This is a genomic window from Pseudomonas sp. FW507-12TSA (assembly GCF_058781435.1).
The window spans coordinates 1-17897 of record NZ_JBYSWT010000047.1; the positions used below are offsets into that span (position 1 = coordinate 1).

14 protein-coding genes are annotated in these 17897 nt (G+C 64.6%); 6 read left to right on the plus strand and 8 right to left on the minus strand.

Annotated elements, in window-relative coordinates:
* Positions 1–163 precede the first annotated feature (163 nt).
* From AC3WK8_RS30215 to AC3WK8_RS30225, 3 genes are read left to right on the plus strand one after another with little or no spacing between them, the layout of a single operon-like run.
* Positions 164–823: a paraquat-inducible protein A gene (locus AC3WK8_RS30215; RefSeq protein ID WP_085594626.1), complete on the plus strand. Its 660-nt coding sequence runs from the start codon at positions 164–166 to the stop codon at positions 821–823.
* On the plus strand, positions 810–1433 hold the full coding sequence (locus tag AC3WK8_RS30220) for a paraquat-inducible protein A (protein ID WP_085594628.1): 624 nt from the start codon (positions 810–812) through the stop codon (positions 1431–1433). The genes AC3WK8_RS30215 and AC3WK8_RS30220 overlap by 14 nt, the downstream gene beginning before the upstream one ends.
* Positions 1426–3756 carry a PqiB family protein gene (locus tag AC3WK8_RS30225; RefSeq protein WP_103326736.1) on the plus strand — a complete coding sequence of 777 codons (2331 nt, stop codon included), beginning with the start codon at positions 1426–1428 and terminating at the stop codon, positions 3754–3756. The genes AC3WK8_RS30220 and AC3WK8_RS30225 overlap by 8 nt, the downstream gene beginning before the upstream one ends.
* A 64-nt stretch (positions 3757–3820) precedes the next feature.
* Here the strand turns inward: AC3WK8_RS30225 and mksF are convergent, their stop codons facing one another.
* Genes mksF through mksB form a run of 3 tightly spaced genes read right to left on the minus strand, consistent with a single transcriptional unit; the run spans position 3821 to position 8641 of the window.
* The gene (gene mksF / locus AC3WK8_RS30230; protein ID WP_085594632.1) at positions 3821–6670 is read right to left on the minus strand and encodes an Mks condensin complex protein MksF; all 2850 of its coding nucleotides are present in this window, start codon (positions 6668–6670) and stop codon (positions 3821–3823) included.
* Positions 6667–7374: an Mks condensin complex protein MksE gene (gene mksE, locus AC3WK8_RS30235; protein WP_053132143.1), complete on the minus strand. Its 708-nt coding sequence runs from the start codon at positions 7372–7374 to the stop codon at positions 6667–6669. Before mksE ends, mksF begins: the two co-directional genes overlap by 4 nt.
* On the minus strand, positions 7364–8641 hold the full coding sequence (mksB, locus tag AC3WK8_RS30240; RefSeq protein WP_053132175.1) for an Mks condensin complex protein MksB: 1278 nt from the start codon (positions 8639–8641) through the stop codon (positions 7364–7366). Before mksB ends, mksE begins: the two co-directional genes overlap by 11 nt.
* A gap of 178 nt (positions 8642–8819) precedes the next feature.
* On the opposite strand from mksB, the gene AC3WK8_RS30245 reads away from it, so the two are divergent.
* Together AC3WK8_RS30245 and rimI are read left to right on the plus strand one after the other, a co-directional pair.
* On the plus strand, positions 8820–9605 hold the full coding sequence (locus AC3WK8_RS30245) for an energy transducer TonB (RefSeq protein WP_103326740.1): 786 nt from the start codon (positions 8820–8822) through the stop codon (positions 9603–9605).
* A gap of 8 nt (positions 9606–9613) precedes the next feature.
* Complete coding sequence (gene rimI / locus AC3WK8_RS30250) at positions 9614–10066, plus strand: ribosomal protein S18-alanine N-acetyltransferase (protein ID WP_085594636.1); 453 nt, start codon at positions 9614–9616, stop codon at positions 10064–10066.
* Positions 10067–10088: 22 nt separating this feature from the next.
* Here the strand turns inward: rimI and AC3WK8_RS30255 are convergent, their stop codons facing one another.
* A complete protein-coding gene (locus AC3WK8_RS30255; protein WP_103326742.1) occupies positions 10089–10421 on the minus strand; it encodes a serine kinase/phosphatase in 333 nt (110 codons plus the stop codon).
* A gap of 153 nt (positions 10422–10574) precedes the next feature.
* On the opposite strand from AC3WK8_RS30255, the gene can reads away from it, so the two are divergent.
* Positions 10575–11219 (plus strand): carbonate dehydratase, encoded by a 645-nt coding sequence (can, locus tag AC3WK8_RS30260; RefSeq protein ID WP_053132134.1) that lies wholly within the window; start codon positions 10575–10577, stop codon positions 11217–11219.
* A 40-nt stretch (positions 11220–11259) separates the two neighbouring features.
* On the opposite strand, the gene AC3WK8_RS30265 is transcribed toward can, so the two are convergent.
* The 4 genes from AC3WK8_RS30265 to AC3WK8_RS30280 form a co-directional block, all read right to left on the minus strand.
* Complete coding sequence (locus AC3WK8_RS30265) at positions 11260–12432, minus strand: hypothetical protein (RefSeq protein WP_103326744.1); 1173 nt, start codon at positions 12430–12432, stop codon at positions 11260–11262.
* 117 nt (positions 12433–12549) lie between these two features.
* The gene (locus tag AC3WK8_RS30270) at positions 12550–14169 is read right to left on the minus strand and encodes a J domain-containing protein (protein ID WP_207245166.1); all 1620 of its coding nucleotides are present in this window, start codon (positions 14167–14169) and stop codon (positions 12550–12552) included.
* A 9-nt stretch (positions 14170–14178) separates the two neighbouring features.
* Positions 14179–15876 (minus strand): molecular chaperone HscC, encoded by a 1698-nt coding sequence (locus AC3WK8_RS30275; RefSeq protein WP_103326747.1) that lies wholly within the window; start codon positions 15874–15876, stop codon positions 14179–14181.
* Positions 15877–16042: 166 nt separating this feature from the next.
* Positions 16043–17743, minus strand: a complete 1701-nt coding sequence (locus AC3WK8_RS30280) for an acid phosphatase (protein ID WP_103326749.1) — start codon at positions 17741–17743, stop codon at positions 16043–16045.
* Positions 17744–17897 lie beyond the last annotated feature (154 nt).

Genomic DNA, 17897 nt, shown 5'->3' on the forward strand with positions numbered 1-17897 from the left:
AGGTCATCGTCAAGATTAAATTCCGAAACCCCAATTGCGAAAGCAGTTGGGGTTTTGTCTTTGCGCGGACGAAAAACATTCCGATTCGAGGACAAATTTGCACAGTTATTTTCGAATCGGAACACTAGAATAGTGGCTATTTTTCTCAATTCCCGAGCCCTCTATGCTGGATCCGGTTGATACCCCCGGGGTGTCGGAATTGCCGCTGGATGATCTGGTCGCCTGCCATGAGTGCGACTTGCTGATGCGCAAGCCAAGACTCGCCCATGGCGAAAAAGCCCAATGCCCGCGTTGCGGTTACGAGTTGTATGCCCACCGGCACAACGTCGTCCAACGCAGCCTGGCCCTGGTGATCGCCGCCTTGCTGCTCTATGTGCCGGCCAATTTCCTGCCCATCATGCAGCTCGATCTCATGGGCCAGTCTTCCGACGATACGGTCTGGAGTGGAGTTCTAGGGCTGTTCGACACGGGCATGCAAGGCGTGGCAGTGGTGGTGTTCCTCTGCAGCATGGGCATCCCGTTGTTGAAGCTGATCTGCCAATTGCTGGTCCTGTTGAGCATTCGCTGGTGCATCGGTCGAAGCTACGGTCTGTTGCTCTATCGTATTTATCACCACCTGCGCGACTGGGGCATGCTCGAGGTCTACCTCATGGGGGTGCTGGTAGCCATCGTCAAGCTGGCCGACATGGCGTCCATTACCGTGGGCCTGGGCCTGGTGTGCTTTATCGCGTTGCTGTTGATCCAGGTCTGGCTGGAAGTGGTGATGTCGCCACACCAGGTCTGGCAGGCGTTATCTGGAGAAGACGTACATGCGGGCGATTGATGCGGGCATCCTGATTTGTACCGAATGCCATGAGTTGAACCGGCAGCAGGCCGACAGTCACAGCCAGACCTGCACACGTTGTGGAGCCAAGGTCCATGCCCGTCGTCCCAACAGCATCCTGCGGACCTGGGCATTGCTGATCACGGCGGCCATCCTCTATATCCCGGCCAACGTCCTGCCGATCATGACGGTCAGCGCCCTGGGCCAAGGCAGCCCCAGCACCATCATGTCGGGTGTCATCCAATTGGTGCAGCACGGCATGATCCCCATCGCCACGGTGGTATTCGTCGCCAGCATCCTGGTGCCGACCTTCAAGCTGGTGGGTATCGCCTTGCTGCTGTTCTCGGTGCAACGCCACCAACCGTTGTCGGCTAGGCAGCGGATCGTCATGTATCGCTTCATCGAATTCATCGGCCGCTGGTCGATGCTGGATATCTTCGTCATCGCCATCCTGGTGGCGGTGGTCAACTTTGGCCGGCTGGCCAGCATCGAAGCCAACCTCGGTGCGGTCGCCTTTGCCAGCGTGGTGATCCTCACCATGATGGCTGCGATAACCTTCGATCCCCGACTGATCTGGGACAACACGGAGTCGGACGACGACCATGAGTGATTTGCCTACTGCCAAAACCCGACCGGCTTCCAACTGGTCGGCCATCTGGGTGCTGCCCCTGATTGCCCTGGTCATTGGTGGCTGGCTGGGCTGGCGCGCCTACAGCGAGACCGGGATCCTGATCCAGCTACGCTTTGAAAGCGGCGAAGGCGTCCAGGCCAACAAGACCGAGGTGTTCTACAAAGGCATGCCCGTGGGCAAGGTCAAGTCCCTGGAACTGGATGATGAAGGCAGCTCCAAGGGCGTGGTCGCCACCGTCGAGATGAGCAAGGATGTCGAGCAGTACCTGAAGACCAACACGCGCTTCTGGCTGGTCAAGCCTAGTGTCAGCCTGGCCGGTATCACCGGCCTGGAAACCCTGGTCTCGGGCAACTACATCGCCGTCAGCCCGGGAGAAGGTGGCGAGCCGACCCGCAAGTTCACCGCGCTGGTCGAGGAGCCGCCCCTGTCCGATGCCAAGCCCGGCCTGCACCTGACCATCAAGGCCGAGCGCCTGGGTTCGCTGACCCGTGGCAGTCCGGTGTTCTACAAACAGATCCAGGTCGGCCAGATCAAGAGCTACCTGCTCTCCGAAGACCAGAGCACCGTCGAACTCAAGGTCTACATCGAGCCGACCTACGCCAGCCTGGTGCGCAAGCACACGCGCTTCTGGAATGCCAGCGGGATCAGTGTCGACGCCAACCTGAGCGGGCTGAAGATCCGCAGCGAATCCCTGGCCAGCATCGTCGCCGGTGGTATTGCCTTCGCCACTCCGGAGAATCGCAAGGACAGCCCGCCAACCGATCCGAGCCTGCCGTTTCGCCTCTACGAAGACTTCGACGCCGCCCAGGCCGGTATCCGGGTCAAGGTCAAGCTCAGCGATTTCGAAGGCTTGCAGGCCGGGCATACGCCAGTGATGTACAAGGGCATCCAGGTCGGCAGCCTGAAAGCCCTGAAGGTCGATGCCGACCTGACCAGCGCCACCGCCGAACTGACCCTTGACCCACTGGCCGAAGACTACCTGGTGCAGGGCACCCAGTTCTGGACCGTCAAGCCATCCATCACCCTGGCGGGCATCACCGGGCTGGAGGCCCTGCTCAAGGGCAACTACATCGCCGTTCGCCCGGGTGACAAGGGCGCCGCGCCGCAGCGTGAATTCGAGGCTCGGGCCAAGGCGCCACCGCTGGACCTGCGTACGCCGGGCCTGCACATGGTGCTGTTCACCGACAACCTCGGTTCCCTTGAGGTCGGCAGCCCGATCCTCTACAAGCAAGTCAAGGTCGGCGCGGTGCAGAGCTACCAGTTCTCCCATACCCGCAAGCAGCTGGTGATCGGCGTCCATATCGAGAAGGAGTACGAGAAACTGGTCAACGGTTCGACCCGCTTCTGGAACGTCAGCGGCATCACCCTTACCGGAGGGCTGACCGGCGGTATCCAGATCAAGAGCGAGTCGTTGCAAAGCCTGATGGCCGGCGGTATCGCCTTCGATACGCCGATACCTGACGTGCCGCTGAAAAAACGCATCCCGCGGTTCCGCCTGTTCGCCAACCAGGAAGAGGCAGCGCAGCGCGGCATCACGGTGCAGATCAAGGTCGATCGCGCCGATGGCCTGCGTGCCGGCACCCCGGTGCGCTTCAAGGGCCTGGATGTGGGCAAGCTCGAACAAGTCAGCCTCAGCCCCGATATGCAGTCGGTGATGCTCAAGGCGCGGATCACCGAGGTGCCCGAGCGTATTGCCCGGGTCGGCAGCCAATTCTGGGTGGTCAAGCCCGAGTTGGGTTTGATGAAGACCTCGAACCTGGAGACCCTGGTCACTGGCCAGTACATCGAGGTCCAGCCACCGGAGAAAAACCTCGGTGCGCAAACCAGCTTCGTGGCCCTGCCACAGCCACCACAGGCCAGTGTCCAGGAGCCTGGCCTGAGCCTGGTGCTGAGCGCTGCCCGGCGTGGATCGCTGAAGATCGGCGTACCGGTGACCTACCGCGAGATAACGGTGGGCAAGGTCACTGGCTACGAACTGGGGCAAACGGCCGATCGGGTCCTGATCCACATTCTTATCGAGCCCAAGTACGCGCCACTGGTACGCAGTGGCACGCGCTTCTGGAACAGCAGCGGCTTTGGCGTGGATTTCGGCCTGTTCAAGGGCGCGACCGTGCGTACTGAATCCCTGGAGACCCTGATCCAGGGCGGTATCGCCTTCGCCACCCCGGAGGGCGAGCGCATGGGCAACCCGGCGCGGCCCGAGCAGACTTTCCCGCTGTTCGACCAGTTCGAGGATGAATGGCTGACCTGGGCGCCGAAGATTCCCCTCGGCAAGCAACCGGCCGCCCCAGTGACGCGCTAGCGCCAACCCAATAAAAAAGGCCGCCCTCGCAAGAGGGCGGCCTTTGTGTTTCAGCGCAGGGAAATCAGGCTTCGTCCAACTCCGCCTGTGTTTCATCCTCGGCGTGTTCGTTCATCACCGCCTTGACCTGGTCGTGGCGCCGGATGAACTTCCAGTCCGCTTCATCGATATAGATGCCGTTCGGACCGCTACCGCCTTCCAGGTCGATGGCCACCTGGGCCGAAACCTGCGGCTTCACACTGGCCAGGATCGGCACGAAGCCCAGTTGCAGGCTGGTCTCGAGCAGCGCCGCCTGGTTGCGTTCGTCGATGTCCGCCGCCTCGTCGAGGTAGTAGGGCAGGCGAATACGCCCGGCCTGGTCGCGGTCCATCAAGTGCAGCAACAAGTACATGTTGGTCAGCGCCTTGATGGTCATGGTGGTGCCGTTGGACGCCGCGCCATCGATGTCGGTATGGATCACCGGCTGGCCGTTGACCTTGGTGATCTCGAACGCCAGCTCGAACAGGTCCTTCAGGCCCAGCTGGTTGTGGTTGGCCGCCACCAGCCGCGCCAGGTACTCCTTGGCCTCTTCGTTCTTGTTGTCCTGCTCGGCGCTCTGGCTCAGGTCGAACACCGACAGGGTCTCGCCTTCCTCGTACTGGCCGGCGCTGTGGATGATCTGGTCGATGTGCTTGAGCGCTTCCTTGTTGGGCGCCAGGACGATGCGGAAGCTCTGCAGGTTGGAAACCTGGCGCTTGTTGATCTCGCGGTTGAACAGCGCCAGCTGGTGTTCCAGGCTGTCGTAGTCGCTGCGGATATTGCGCAGGGTCCGGGCGATGTCGGTGACCGCCGCACGGCGCGCCTTGCCCAGGGTCAGGGCTTCCTCGGTGCGGTGCGAATAGGCGTTGATCAGCAATTGCAGGCGACGCTCGACATCATCCTCGCTGTCGAACTTGGCCACGCCCTTGAGGCGCACCTGGGCATACAACGCCTCGATCTGGCCATCGACCCGCTGCAGGCCCTGCCAGCTGTCCTGGTAGTCGTTGAGCAACGGCAGCAGGTTGTCCATGGAGTCGTCCACCGGGTCCATGAACGGTGTGCCGAACGGCAGGTCCGCCGGCAGCAGCTGGCGACGGCGCAGGGCGTCGTCGAGGGTGCGCTGCTTGGCTTCCATGTCGCTGATCTGGCGACCCACCAGTTGCAGCTTGGCCGACAGTTGCTGGACGCGCTCGGTGAAGGCGTCGCTGGAGCGCTTGAGTTCGTCCTGGGCGGCCTCCATCTGCGCCAACTGTTCCAGCTTCTCGCCTTCCTCGGCGCTCAGGGTCTGGGTCCGGCGGAAGTCTTCCAGGGCTTTCTGCGCATCCAGTACCTGCTGGTACAGGGCCTCGGTCTGGGTCTTGCTCGCGGCGCGGTCGGCAGCCACGGCGGCCTGGGTCTTGAGCTGCTTGAGCTCCTTCTCCAGGCGCTCCTTCTGGTCGCGCAGGGCCGCGCGGTCGGCCAGGGCCTGCAACGCCGGTGGTTCGATATGGGAGATGTCGATGGTCAGCCCGGGCACTTCGAAACGCTCGCCCTTGAAGCCGTCGAGGATCAGCTCCACGGACTTCACCCAGTCGCCATTGTCGTCCAGGGCGATGCCGTGCTCGCCCAGGGGCAGGCTGAACAGCGCGCTGTTGAACAGGCGCATCAGGCGTTCCACATCCTGCTGGGAGAACTCCTCGCGCAGGCGGGCGTAGCTGTTGTTGTCGGCGTGGTCGAGCTGCTGCTTCACCGACTTCAGGCGTTTTTCCAGGTCGCGCAGGCGCTCTTCCAGGTCTTCGGCGGAGAACTGCCGTGACTGGGCCAGGGCGCCGGCCAGTTCGTCGTGGGCATCCTTGGCCGCCAGCAGTTGCTGCTCCAGCACCTTGACGTCATCCACCAGGGCGAAGCGGTGCTTGAGCACCGACAGCTCGCCCAGCCAGCGCTGGGTGCCGGTGATTTCCCGCTCCAGGCGCATCATTTCCTGGGTACTGCTGCGCTGGTCGTTCTGCAGGGCGTCCTGCTCGTTGCGGTAGTGCTCGGCCTGGATGGTCAGCTCTTCCTTGCGTGCACTGGCGTAGTCCGACCAGGTGCCCAACAGCGAGTCCAGCAGCGGCGACAGGCGATGCAGCTTGCCGCGCAGGATGTCCCGTTGCTTCACGCCGTTGGCCAGGGCCTCCACCAGCGGGCCGGCAGCCACCAGGGAGTTGTAGTCCTGCTCCATGCGCCGCACATCGCGGAACGCCTCGTCGCAGGCGGCGATGTAGTCGACGCTGCCCGAGCGCAGGCTGTGCTCGAAGGCATCGAGGAACAGCTGCTTGAGCTTGGCGGCGGTGATTTCGCGCATGTGCAGCAGGTTGATGAACAGCGCGCGGAAGGTCTTCAGGCTCTGCTCGCTGGTGGAGCGCAGCGGGATCAGGGTCAGGTCCAGCGGGATCGAGGTGTGGCCACCGACCAGCAGGCGCCGCAGTTCATCGGGCTTGAGCTCGTAGGCCTTCAGGCCATGGCGCTCCAGGTTGGTGAACAGCTCTTTCTGCCGCAGGCAGGTGTCGTCCTTCTGGTAGTGGGCCAGGTCCAGTTGTCCGGCGTAGGCGAAGAACTGGTGGCCGAAGCCGCCACCCGGTCCGCGTCCCGACACGCCGATGACGTGGGGGCCGTGGGGCAGCGAGACTTCCACCAGGATGTAGCTGGTGTCGGAGGCGAAGTAGAAGCGCCGCGACTGCTCCAGGCTGTACTTGCCGAAGCTCATGTCCGACATGCGCGCCAGGATCGGGAATTGCAGGGCGTTGATCGACGCCGACTTGCCCAGGTTGTTCGCACCGTAGACCGACAGCGGCTCTTCCAGGGGGAACAGGCCCAGGCTGTAGCCAGCGGTGTTCAAAAGGGCAAAGCGGCGGATGCCGTAGCGTTCCTTGCTCATGCGTCGAGCTCCTGTTCTTCGGCGATGGCCCGGGCCAGCGCGTCTTCTTCACTTTCCTCGGACTCGTCGAATTCGCTCAGGTCCAGCGGGTCATCGGTTTGCAGCAGTTTCTCGTCGCTGTCCTCGTCCACCAGCACCGGGGTCGGCAATGGCAGCACGCTGTGCAGGCTGGCCGCCAGGTCGCGGTCTTGCTGTACCGACAGGCAGACGTCGAGGAAGCGGTGCATCGGCGGCAGGAAGCGGTAGATCCCCGGTTCCTCCAGGGCGAAGCCCAGCTGGGTCATGCGGCGCATGATCTTTTCTTCCAGCTCTTCCTGGGTCTGCACTTCGGCCTGGATGAACAGGTCGCGGTACTTGTCCAGCAGCGAGGGCAGCTCGTCGCGACCCAGGCTGCCGCCGTCGAGCACGGCGATCGGGTCGCGGCCCTGGTCGGCCAGGTGCTCCACCAGGATGAAGGTGAACAGCGCCAGGCGCTGGGCGGTCTTGTTCACCTGCGCCGCGGCGTTTTCCGGCACGAAGTAATAGAAGCCGCGGGTATCGCACACCAGCTCGAAGCCCAGGGCCTTGAACAGGGTTCGGTACTGGTCCTGGAAGTTCGACAGTTGCGCGTACAGCTCCGGATCGCGGCGGCTGACGTGGTAGCCCTTGAACAGCTCGCGGAAGATCGGCGCCAGCTGGGACAGTTCGGAAAGATCAAGATGCATTGGCATTACTCGCAGTTTGCTCGGGCTGGTCGTCGCGAGCCGAGAGCAGGGCGAAGGAGCGCAGGCTGACCTGGTGCTCCTGGGTGTGGTATTCGCGGCGTTCGAGACGCTCGCGCTTGAAGCGTTTTTCCCGGGACAGGCGGGAGAACCAGTACAGCAGCTCGTCGGTGGCGCCGTCCGGTTCCTGGTCCAGCAGCCAGCTCATCAGGTCCGGCATCGGTAGGGCGTTCTCGCAGCGTTCGAGCATTTCCCGGACCGTGCGCGGTGCCTTGGGGGCCAGGCCCTTGTGGGTCTTGTGGGCCTTGGGGAAGCGCGCCGGCTTGGGCTCGAAGCGGGCCAGGGCGTAGACATAGGCCTCCACCTGGCCGGAGCTGCCGAGGAAGGTACTCTGCGGACGGGTGAACATCGGCATCGCCGCCTGGGGCACCGCATCGATGCCCTTGCGCCGGATGACCGACAGGGCCAGGGCCGCGCCGCGGGTCACGGCGTTGTGCCGGCGGGCCTCTTCGCGCAGCGGCAGCAGCAGTTCCCGGGCATGGCGCAGGGTCAGCTGGGCGCTGGTCTGCATCTCCAGGATCCGCGCGTGGGTGCGCAGCAGCATGTCGTCGTCCACCAGGTGGCCCAGGCGCTGCTGTTCGGTGAGCATGCGCAGCAGCACGTTCTCCACCTTGCGCACGCCCTGCTCGAAGGCGCCGTCGGCGTTCACCAGCTGGATCATCGGCTCGACGTATTCGTCCCAGGTGGCCAGCACCTCGGCGTAGCGCTGGCGCAGGGGGATCTGCCGGTCGCTGGTCTTGGCCCGTTCGGCCACCGCCACCAGGGCCTGTTCGTCGTTGGCGAGTTTCTTCAGGACATCGCGTACCCGCATGTCCAGCAGGCGCAACTGGCGCGCCAGGTCGTGGCCGTCGCGGATCTCGAAGGCGTCCTGGATGTAGCCTGCCAGGCGCTCCAGGTGGCGCAGGTAGGCTTCGATCTCCAGGCACAGGCCCAGGCGGTGTTCACGCCGCAGGTAGGCGAGGAAGTCGTGGATCTGCGCATTGAGCTCGAAGCGGTTCGGGCTTTTCGCCACCGGGACCAGGATGTCCAGGCGTATCCATACGTCCAGCAGGTTGGTGATGTCCTGGGGCGTACTGTCCAGTTGCTGGGTGGCCAGTTGTGAGCGCAGTTCGGCAAGACTCAGGGTGCCTTGGTCGAAGTGCTCGCACAGTGGCTCCAGAAGTGCCCAGTGTTCGGCGAGGGCGCGCAACACGCGCTTGGGTTCGATCATCGGAATGGCCGGCTGGTTGGCAATGAAAAGCGGCGATTGTACTGCATCAGGGGGCCGACGATTCACCCAGGATCCAGTAAGGAGACGGACTGTCGCTTTTGCGCTGCATCAACTGCGGGCGATCTTCGGCGAAGGACGGTAGAATCCCCCACCTCAGTTATCCACAAGTGGCCGACCCTTGCTTATCGAGTCCCGTCGTCGCGCTTATCTGTCCGCCATGCAGGTGGTCAGTTGGTTGCCGCGCAGCGAATTGCCCTTTGCCGCCCCCTCGCGCCCCGAATTGCTGGTTTTGCCGGAGCCGGTGGTGGAGGCGCCGCCTGCGCCCGTCGCCGAGGCCCGGGCCGCAGCGGCCCCGGTGGCACGCAGTGTCGAGCGGCCGAAGATCGAAGTGCCGCGCCCGGCTGCGGCCTCTGCCCGCCCGGTCGCCAAGCCCGTGGTCGAGGACGAGGAAGCCGCCCCGGTGGTCAAGGCGCCGGTGGTCCCACCGCCGCGCTTCGCCCTGCAACTGTTGCGGGCCGGACATTGCCTGTTGCTGGTGGAATTGCCCACCGGCGAGGCGTTCCAGAGCCGCGACCCGGCCTACCTGCTGCTCAAGGACATGCTGCGCGCCGCCGGCCTGCCGGACAGCCCGCAGATCCTCGCCGAGCCGGTGCGCTGGCCGCGCCTGACCCGCGGCAACCTGGACCAGGGCCCCGAGGCCGCGCGGGATTTCGTCCAGGCCTTCGTCGGCATGCGGGTCGAAGAACAACCCTGCGCCTGCCTGTGGCTGGTGGGCCTGCCGGCCATACGTTTTGCCGGCGAGGCCGATGCCGAGTCCTACAACCGTGAGCTGGAGGTCGAGGGCCTGGGCTCGGCCTGGGCCTTGCCCGGGCTGGAACTGTTGATGGACGAGCCGCAGCGCAAGGCCGACGTCTGGCAAGCCATGCGCCGGTTGATGGCGCGCTGGAAAAGCAATGATGAGTAAGAGTAGCGATGAGTGACGCGTTGACCTTCCGCCTGGCCACCGAGGCGGACCTGGATGCCATCCTGAAGATCGAATATGCCGCGTTCAGTCACCCCTGGACCCGCGGCATCTTCATGGATGCCCTCAAATCCTATGAAGTCTGGCTGATGTTCGAAGGCAGCCAGCAAGTGGGGCACGGGGTGATCCAGGTGATCATCGACGAAGCTCACCTGCTGAACATCACCGTCAAGCCGGAAAACCAGGGCCGCGGCCTGGGCCTGCACCTGCTGGAGGCACTGATGAAGCGTGCCTACCAGAAGGACGCCCGGGAATGCTTCCTGGAAGTGCGCTCGAGCAACCAGACCGCCTATCGATTGTACGAGCGTTATGGCTTCAACGAGGTCGGGCGCCGCCGCGACTACTACCCGGCGGTGGGCGGGCGCGAAGACGCGCTGGTCATGGCCTGTACCCTGGTGGATTGAGCCGCGCCAGCCAGCGCTTTCTTCAGCGCTGGTCATCCAGTGGCTTGCGCCTGGCCAGCTCGGCTTCATCCAGGCCCGAGCCACCACCGATCTGCGAATCGTCGACGATGCTCAGGTCCCAGTCGGCGGGCCGGTTGGCCCCTTTCTCCCGGACGGAGCGGGCGCCATCTTCCGGCGTCAGGACCTCCGGGCTCAGGTCGTTCGCGGTGGACCCATCCTCGGTGGCCGGGCCGTCGCTGCCAGCCACCGGGGCCTGGTCGTCGAAATGCAATTCCTCCATCGAACCCATGCGGTCCTGGTCGTCATCGATGGGCTCGGGTTGGGGCGCGTTGTAGGGGCGTCGTGGTTCAGTCATGGAAGGTCCTCGAACTTCAGGGGCTTGTAGGGGTGGACCGAGCCCCTTGCCGAAGATTCCCCCCCATGGGATGACCGGTATCTGCCGCATCGCGCGTGACCCCGGCCGGAGGTCGTCTGTCAAACCTGCGCATCATTCCTGAGGCTTCACAGCATGAACGAACTACAAGACCTGATTGATAACAACGAGCGTTGGGCCGAAGCGATCAAGCAGCAGGATCCGGAGTTCTTCTCCAAGCTGGCCCGCCAGCAGACCCCGGAGTACCTGTGGATCGGCTGTTCGGACGCACGGGTGCCGGCCAACGAGATTGTCGGCATGCTGCCGGGCGACCTGTTCGTACACCGTAACGTGGCCAATGTGGTGCTGCACACCGACCTCAACTGCCTGTCGGTGATCCAGTACGCGGTGGATGTACTCAAGGTCAAGCACATCCTGGTCACCGGCCATTATGGCTGTGGCGGTGTACGGGCCTCGATGCAGGACCGCCAGCTGGGCTTGATCGATGGCTGGCTGCGTTCGATCCGCGACCTTTACTACGAACACCGTGATGCGCTGGGGGCCCTGACCACGGAAGAGGAGCGGGTCGACCGCCTGTGTGAACTCAACGTGATCCAGCAAGTGGCCAACGTCGGTCACACCAGCATCGTGCAGAACGCCTGGCATCGTGGGCAGAGCCTGTCGATCCACGGCTGCATCTATGGGATCAAGGACGGCCGCTGGAAGAGCCTGAACACCACCATCAGCGGCCCCGAGCAGTTGCCGCCGCAGTACCGCCTGCGCCCGGTGGGCTCGCCCTGAGGCACCGCCAGCGCCGGTCCGGGCCGACGCTGGCGCGACCTCACAGGTGTGGCGCTTCGGTGCTGGGCGCCGGTGCGGGGGACTGGAGCTGCAGCAACTGGCTCTTGACCGCCGCGCTGGCGCACTTGGCCGCTGCCTGCTGCTGGTCCAGCTTGCGGATCGAGGTGTAGAACAACTCGCAGGTCTTGGCCTTCTGCGTCACCTGCCAGGTCTGGGTGCAACTGTTCAACTGCGCCTGCGCATCGCTACCCGGCTTGCTGCCCATTCCCGCCTGCCAGCAGGCCGCGCTCAAATCCTGGCCCATCACCTTCAAGCCCGCGGCATCGGCCTTGGTTTCATCATCGTCGTAGTTGGCCGGATCTGCCGCATACCAGATGTAGCTCGGGTGGTTGGAGCCCAGTACCGGCACCTTGAGCCCGGCACTGGGGCTGATCTGCGCCAGGCCCAGCACATTCACCGTTACCCCGTACTGCTGCTTGAGCCAGCTGCGCACCGGCGCGCCGAAGGCCACCATCGGCAGGGCGGCGCCGCTGCTGCCCTGGCTGACCTCCTTGACCATGGTGGTCTGGTAGTTGTTGAAGTAGCCGTAGACGCCTTCCAGGTCCTTGCCGGCATTGGACGGTGCGGCGATCGGCGCGATGTCGACGATGGTCTGGTAGGCCGGGGTCTGCGTGGCGTCGATGCCGTTGGCGACCAGCAGGGTGGCCCAGCGATCGGTGGTAGCCGATTCGAGGTAGTCCTGGGCCTGGGTCAGGGAGTAGTCCGGCGGGAAGTGCAGCAGCTCGACGCTCTTGCGGTTTTCCAGGGCCATGCCCAAGGGCAGGAACAGGTACCAGCTATAGGCCCACTTGCCGTCGCTGTTGAGTTGGCTGGCGCCCTTGTAGGCCAGGTCGCCGGCGTCCAGCAAGGCGCCCAGGGGCTTGCCGTAGCCCGCCGGAACCCCGCTGAACGAGGCCAGGACCTTGTCGCCAGCGGTCTTGACGCTGACCTTGGCGTTGGCATAGCCATCGCGTTGCACGCTCTGGGTCAGGTAGTGCGCCACCGTCTGTTCCAGGGTCCAGTCGCGATAGCAGATGACGTTGCAGTTGTTGGGAAAGGCGAACAGCCGGGTCACCCGTTGCGGGCTGCCCAGGTCGACCTCGACATCGGCCATGACGGTGGAACTCAGCGTAGCGGCGGCCAGCGCGAGGGTCAGTCCTGCGAGTTTCAACATGCTCAGATCCTTTTCAGCGTGAACCCCGTCGAAGGGGGCAAGACATACTGGTACAGCGCCGGGCGCAGCGACAGCCGGCGCTGCAAAAATACCTTCCATCCGGCCGCTTGTCGGTACCTACCCCGGGATCAGGCGGGTCAGGGGAAAGCCCAGGCCATGGATCTGGCAGGCGCGCACGAGCACCACCATGAGCAGCAGGTACACCGGTTGCCATGGGCTGAAGTGATTCCAGTGCAGTGCCCCCAGCCACGGATGCCGGGCATGGAACTGCGGGTTCGCCTGGCCGATGCGTCCTGAGTGCAGCCAACCGATCAGGACAAAACCCAGGTAGCCGAGCATTCCGAGCAGACCGAGCCAGAAGCCGAACAGCGCCAGCATCACCAATTGCGGCACGCCGTGGCGCAGGATGAGCCAGTAGCTCCTTGGATTCAGGCGCTTGGGCACCAGGCGCTCGGTCAACCACAGGTCCGGTAACAGCAAGTGGCCAATCAATTGTTGCCAATTGCTGAGCAGGAGGATCCCGAACCCTCCCAGCATGGCACTGCAGACCAGCCCCAGCATCAGCGCCAGCTCAGGGCCGTAGCCTGGCCTGGGCATGAAGTACAGGCCCAGGGCCAGGCCGCTGCCCAGGCTGCAGCGTATCCAGTTGTCCATACCTATCAGGCGTGGAACCAGGCTCCTCCAGAACAACAGGTCGTGCTGGGGCAGGCGTTCCACCAGGGCCGGGAAGCGCGAGGCCAAGGTATGCGACAGCTCCAGGCAGGCCTGCCAGTGTTCGCTCTGGAAGTGACGGACCAGGGCGACCTGGCGGCGCCGGGACGGCGGGGTCAGGAACAGCCGCGCGGCTGCGGACTGGGGGGTGGTATCCGCGTTGTTGGCGGCATCGGCCTCTAGCTTCTGGTAGAAGGCTTCCTGTTGGTAGCGCTCGGCCAGCGCTCGCCACATCCACTCGGGTTCCGGGGTCGCGCCGCGCTTTTCATCCCAGCCGAACAGCTGGCATACCCCTTCGAACACCGACGCCGGCCAGGGCTGCTGATGCAACAGTTCCAGGACCTCGCCCTGCCAGTACTGGCGATGGTCGAAGATCTGCAGCCAGGGCTGTGCGCAGTAGCCGCCCAGGCATTCGAGGAACTGCCGGTCCCGGCCTGCGGCCAGCAGTTCTTCCAGCACTCGGCGATATTGCTGCAACAGGCCTTGTACCAAGACCGCTTCCTGCAAGGCGGTCATCGACGGACGTTGCCAGGGCGTCAGCCAATCCAGGTGGGCCACGGCCCATTCGATCAGCGCCAGGTGTTGTCCGGGAGTGTCGTAACAGATTGCCAGCAAATGCTTGAGGAAAGGTTCGGCGCAGTCCTGCTCTTGGGCCTGCTGCCAGCGCTGTGGCAGGTTGCTGGCGTCCAGGCCGTCCTGCAGCGATCGTAGCACTGGCACCGGCACCGGCACTGGCACTGGCACTGGCACTGGCACCGGCGCGGGGCCGGGCACTGGCAAAGGGGCCAGTTCCACCAGGCTCGACCATTGCCGCAGGTTGTCGGCTGCTGGCTGTTGCGCCTCGTGCGCAGCCTCGCTGATTCGCCAGCGGGCCAGTTGCAGTGCCCGTTCGTAGGCTTCGCGCAAGCGCTGGAAGCCCTCGGCATCGGTGTCGGGCCGCACGCTCTTCAACTGCCGGGCGTAGCTGCGCTTGATCTCTCGTTCATTGGCATCTTGTGGCAGCTCCAGCACCGACCAGCAGTCCATGGGTGGCTCCTAGTGCCAGTGGCCGTTTTCCAGGAGCTGCAGTTGCTCGTTGAGCTGGCCGCGCAGTTCACGGATCCGGCGCTCGTCCTGGGTGTCCAGCATCTGCTGGAACTGTCCGGCCCAGTAGCCGACCTGCTCGCGCAGTTCCCCCAGGCTCTCCTGGTAGAGGCGTTCCAGGCGAGCGCTGAGCAGGGTATTGGCCTGCTGGTCCCGAGGGTGGACCTTCAGTTGTGCCAGGGCCAGCAGGCGCTCCTGGATTTCCTCCGGGGTCAGTACCCCCGGGTTGTTCTCGATCACCAGCGAGTGGCTGTCCCCGGTCAGGGGAATGGTCACCTGGGCCTCCAGCAGGCCGTTGATGTCGTAGGTGAAGCGCACATCCAGCGAGACTTCCCCGGCCGGGCGCTTGGGCACCTTGATTTCCAGCTGGCCCAGGGCGACGTTGTCGCGCACCAGGCGGCTCTCGCCCTGGAAGATCTTCAGCAGCACATGGTCCTGATTGTCGTGCAGGGTCTGCACGGACTTGACCCGGCTCACCGGCACCACGCTGTTGCGCTCGATGATCGGCAGGTAGTGCCCGCTTTCGAACTGGTTGCCGTGCTGTTGGGTGGTCTCGATACCCAGGGTGTAGGAGCAGACGTCGGTCAGCACCACTTCTTCCAGGGCCAGGCTGCGTGCCTTGAGCGCGGCCTGCACCGCAGCGCCCTGGGCCACCACCTGGTCCGGGTCGAGGGTGATCGAGGGAAACCGGCCGAACAGCCCGGCTGCCAGCTTGCGCACCAGGGGCATGCGGCTGGCGCCACCGACCAGGAGGATTTCATCCAGGTCGCTGACCCGGATCCGCGCGTCGCGCAGGGCCCGCTCGATGGGCAGGCGCAGGCGTTCCAGCAGGGGCGCGTAGAGCGTCGCCAACTGGGCCTGGGTGATGGTCTGGGTCCACTGCCGGCCGTCCACCCGCAAGCTGAATTCGGCGCTGCTGTCCTGGCCCAGGGCCCGGCGCACGCGCTCGGCTTCGCGGCGCAGGGCCTGGAGCACGCTCTGGCGCTCGGGGAAGTCCGGGACCTGGGCCTGTTGTGCGAGGAAGTGCTCCAGCAACAGGCTGTCGAAGTCCTCGCCACCGAGGAAATTGTCGCCGGCGCTGGCGCGGACCTCCATGACCCCGTCGAACAGCTCCAGGATCGACACGTCGAAGGTGCCGCCGCCCAGGTCGAAGACCAGGAACGAGGTTTCCTTGTCACGCTGGTGCAGGCCGTAGGCCAGGGCGGCGGCAGTGGGTTCGTTGACCAGTTTCTCGACCTTGAGCCCGGCCAGCTCGCCGGCGATCCGCGTGGCCTTGCGCTGGGCGTCGCTGAAGTAGGCCGGCACGCTGATCACCGCTTCTACCACCGGTTCGCCATAGCTGCGCTCGACGTCTTCCTTGAGGCTCTTGAGCACCAGCGCCGAGAGTTCTTCCGGGCGCCAGGAGCGCTCGCCCAGGCGTACTTCGGTGTTGCTGCCCATGTAGCGCTTGAACAGCGCGGTGGTCAGGTGTGGATGGGTATGCAGGCGTTCCTTGGCGGCCTGGCCCACCAGGACCCGGCCTTCGTCGTCCAGGCCCACCACGCTGGGCGTCAGGAGCTGCCCCAGGGCGTTGGGCACCAGTTCGCTGGTAGTTTCGCGCCAGACCGCGACCAGGCTGTTGGTGGTTCCCAGGTCGATGCCTACGATCATGACGATGAACTCCTTGGCGGGGGTAAAACGGCTGAAACGAATAAGAGGCGCGCAGGATATTACCCGGCGGGGGAATGGGTAAAGAAAATGATGTCACATGGCTATTATAGGGGCGCGCCAACCATTGCCGCCCCTGGTTGGCGGCAATGGCGCACCGGGGGCCGGGTCAGGCCTTGAAGTGCAGGGCGTTGGTCAGGTCGCCCATGGGCTTCTGGCCACGAGCGACCATGGCCTGGTCGCGCTCCTTGAGGCCGTCGAGAGTCTCGAGTTGGAACACCCGGGTGATCAGCCGCAGGACCGAGGCGGTGTCATAGACCGTATGGTCCACCGTGCCCTTGCGGGCGAACGGCGAGACCACCAGCGCCGGGATCCGCGTCCCCGGGCCCCAGCGGTCGCCCTGGGGCGGTGCGACGTGGTCCCACCAGCCGCCGTTCTCGTCGAAGGTGACCACCACCACCATGTTTTTCCACTGCGGGCTCTCGCGCAGCACCTTCAGCGCCCGGTCCAGGTGCCGGTCGCCGGCGGCGACATCGGCATAACCGGCGTGCAGGTTGAGGTTGCCCTGGGGCTTGTAGAAGGTCACCGCCGGCAGCTTGCCGGCCTCGGCGTCGGCGAAGAACTTGTTGCTGCTCGACTCGTCCCCCAGGCCGCCGTCACGCAGGCGCTTGGCGCGCTCGCCCGGGTTCTCCGGGCCCTGGCGCACGAAATAGTTGAACGGCTGGTGGTGGTACTGGAAGTTGGGGATCTTGGGAATCCCGCCGGAATCCTTGAACTGCTCCAGGGTGGCCTGCCAGGCGCCGCCGTACCAGGCCCAGTCGACATTCTTCTTCGACAGCTTGTCACCGATGTGTTCGTGGGTCTGGGGCACCAACACGCTGGGCAAGTCGGGCTTGGCGTAGTCCGGGCGGTCCGGGTCGCGGATCCAGGTCGGCCAGTAGGGCGGGGCCATGGTGTTGACCGCGTAGCCGTCCGGGGTCAGCGCGCTGGGGCCGAATTGCGGTGCACCGTCCATGGCACTGGCCGGGGATTTCTCCAGGGGCTTGAGACGGGTGCCCTTGGGATCGTCGCCCTGCAAGGTGGCGATCTGTGACTTGGCCACCGAGTTGGCTGCATCCGGGTAGAACGGCGCCCTGGCGCTGATCAGGTACTGGTGGTTGAGGAAGGAGCCGCCGAAGGCGCCCTGGAAGAAGTTGTCGCACAGCACGAACTCCCGGGCCACGTCCCACAAGCGCAGGGAGTAGCGGGTCTGGGCGTAGTAGCCCATGGGCAGGGCGCCGGAGTCGGCCCAGGCGACGAAGCCATCGTTCTTGCCGCCGTTGATCTGCATCTGGTTCTGGTAGAACACATGCCACAGGTCGCGGGTCACCAGGCCCAGGGGCAGGTCCTCGCCCTGTGGTCCCTTGAGGGGGAATGGGGCATTGGGCAGGTTTTCCTGGAACTGGCTTTCCACCGGATAGGTAACCCCATCCAGGGTCTGCGGACCGACTTGCAGCAGGCCGCCCCAGATCGGTGGCAGCTTGTCGAGCAGGCGGCCATCGCGATCGCGTTGTTGGAACGCCTCGGGCTTGAGGGCCGCCAGCGGCTGCTCGACCCCGGGGAAGTTGGCGAACAGGTTGTTGAAGCTGCGGTTCTCGGCGTAGATCACCACCACGGTCTGCACCTGCTCGCGCAGCGCCTGGTCCAGTTCGGTGGGCGACAGCGGGCGCTCATCGGGCTTGCACTGGGGGTCGCCGGCCTTGCCGCAAGCCGCCAGGGTGGCACCGACGCCCAGCACCGCGGCCCCGCCCAAAAAGCGCCGGCGGCTGGTGCCTGTGGGGTGCTCGGCAGCGTTTTCCTTGGTGTCACGCGGGTCGGTATCGTCGCTCATGGCGGCTCCTTGCTCGTCTGTCCGGGTAATCGTTACAAAGTATTTCGCAGGCACGGTAACAACCGAATATGACAAAAAAGCTACAGCGACGCAGGGGTGGGTTGGCTTCGGTGGAACCGCTCAAGCCCGGGCTGTGCCGGGAGTTATCCACAAG

What these genes read in the sequence shown, in the direction of transcription:
- AC3WK8_RS30215 (WP_085594626.1), top strand. Translation starts at nt 164, where the DNA reads ATGCTGGATCCGGTTGATACCCCCGGGGTGTCGGAATTGCCGCTGGAT.
- AC3WK8_RS30220 (WP_085594628.1), top strand. Translation starts at nt 810, where the DNA reads ATGCGGGCGATTGATGCGGGCATCCTGATTTGTACCGAATGCCATGAG.
- AC3WK8_RS30225 (WP_103326736.1), top strand. Translation starts at nt 1,426, where the DNA reads ATGAGTGATTTGCCTACTGCCAAAACCCGACCGGCTTCCAACTGGTCG.
- mksF (WP_085594632.1), bottom strand. Translation starts at nt 6,670, where the DNA reads ATGAGCAAGGAACGCTACGGCATCCGCCGCTTTGCCCTTTTGAACACC.
- mksE (WP_053132143.1), bottom strand. Translation starts at nt 7,374, where the DNA reads ATGCATCTTGATCTTTCCGAACTGTCCCAGCTGGCGCCGATCTTCCGC.
- mksB (WP_053132175.1), bottom strand. Translation starts at nt 8,641, where the DNA reads ATGATCGAACCCAAGCGCGTGTTGCGCGCCCTCGCCGAACACTGGGCA.
- rimI (WP_085594636.1), top strand. Translation starts at nt 9,614, where the DNA reads ATGAGTGACGCGTTGACCTTCCGCCTGGCCACCGAGGCGGACCTGGAT.
- AC3WK8_RS30255 (WP_103326742.1), bottom strand. Translation starts at nt 10,421, where the DNA reads ATGACTGAACCACGACGCCCCTACAACGCGCCCCAACCCGAGCCCATC.
- can (WP_053132134.1), top strand. Translation starts at nt 10,575, where the DNA reads ATGAACGAACTACAAGACCTGATTGATAACAACGAGCGTTGGGCCGAA.
- AC3WK8_RS30265 (WP_103326744.1), bottom strand. Translation starts at nt 12,432, where the DNA reads ATGTTGAAACTCGCAGGACTGACCCTCGCGCTGGCCGCCGCTACGCTG.
- AC3WK8_RS30270 (WP_207245166.1), bottom strand. Translation starts at nt 14,169, where the DNA reads ATGGACTGCTGGTCGGTGCTGGAGCTGCCACAAGATGCCAATGAACGA.
- AC3WK8_RS30275 (WP_103326747.1), bottom strand. Translation starts at nt 15,876, where the DNA reads ATGATCGTAGGCATCGACCTGGGAACCACCAACAGCCTGGTCGCGGTC.
- AC3WK8_RS30280 (WP_103326749.1), bottom strand. Translation starts at nt 17,743, where the DNA reads ATGAGCGACGATACCGACCCGCGTGACACCAAGGAAAACGCTGCCGAG.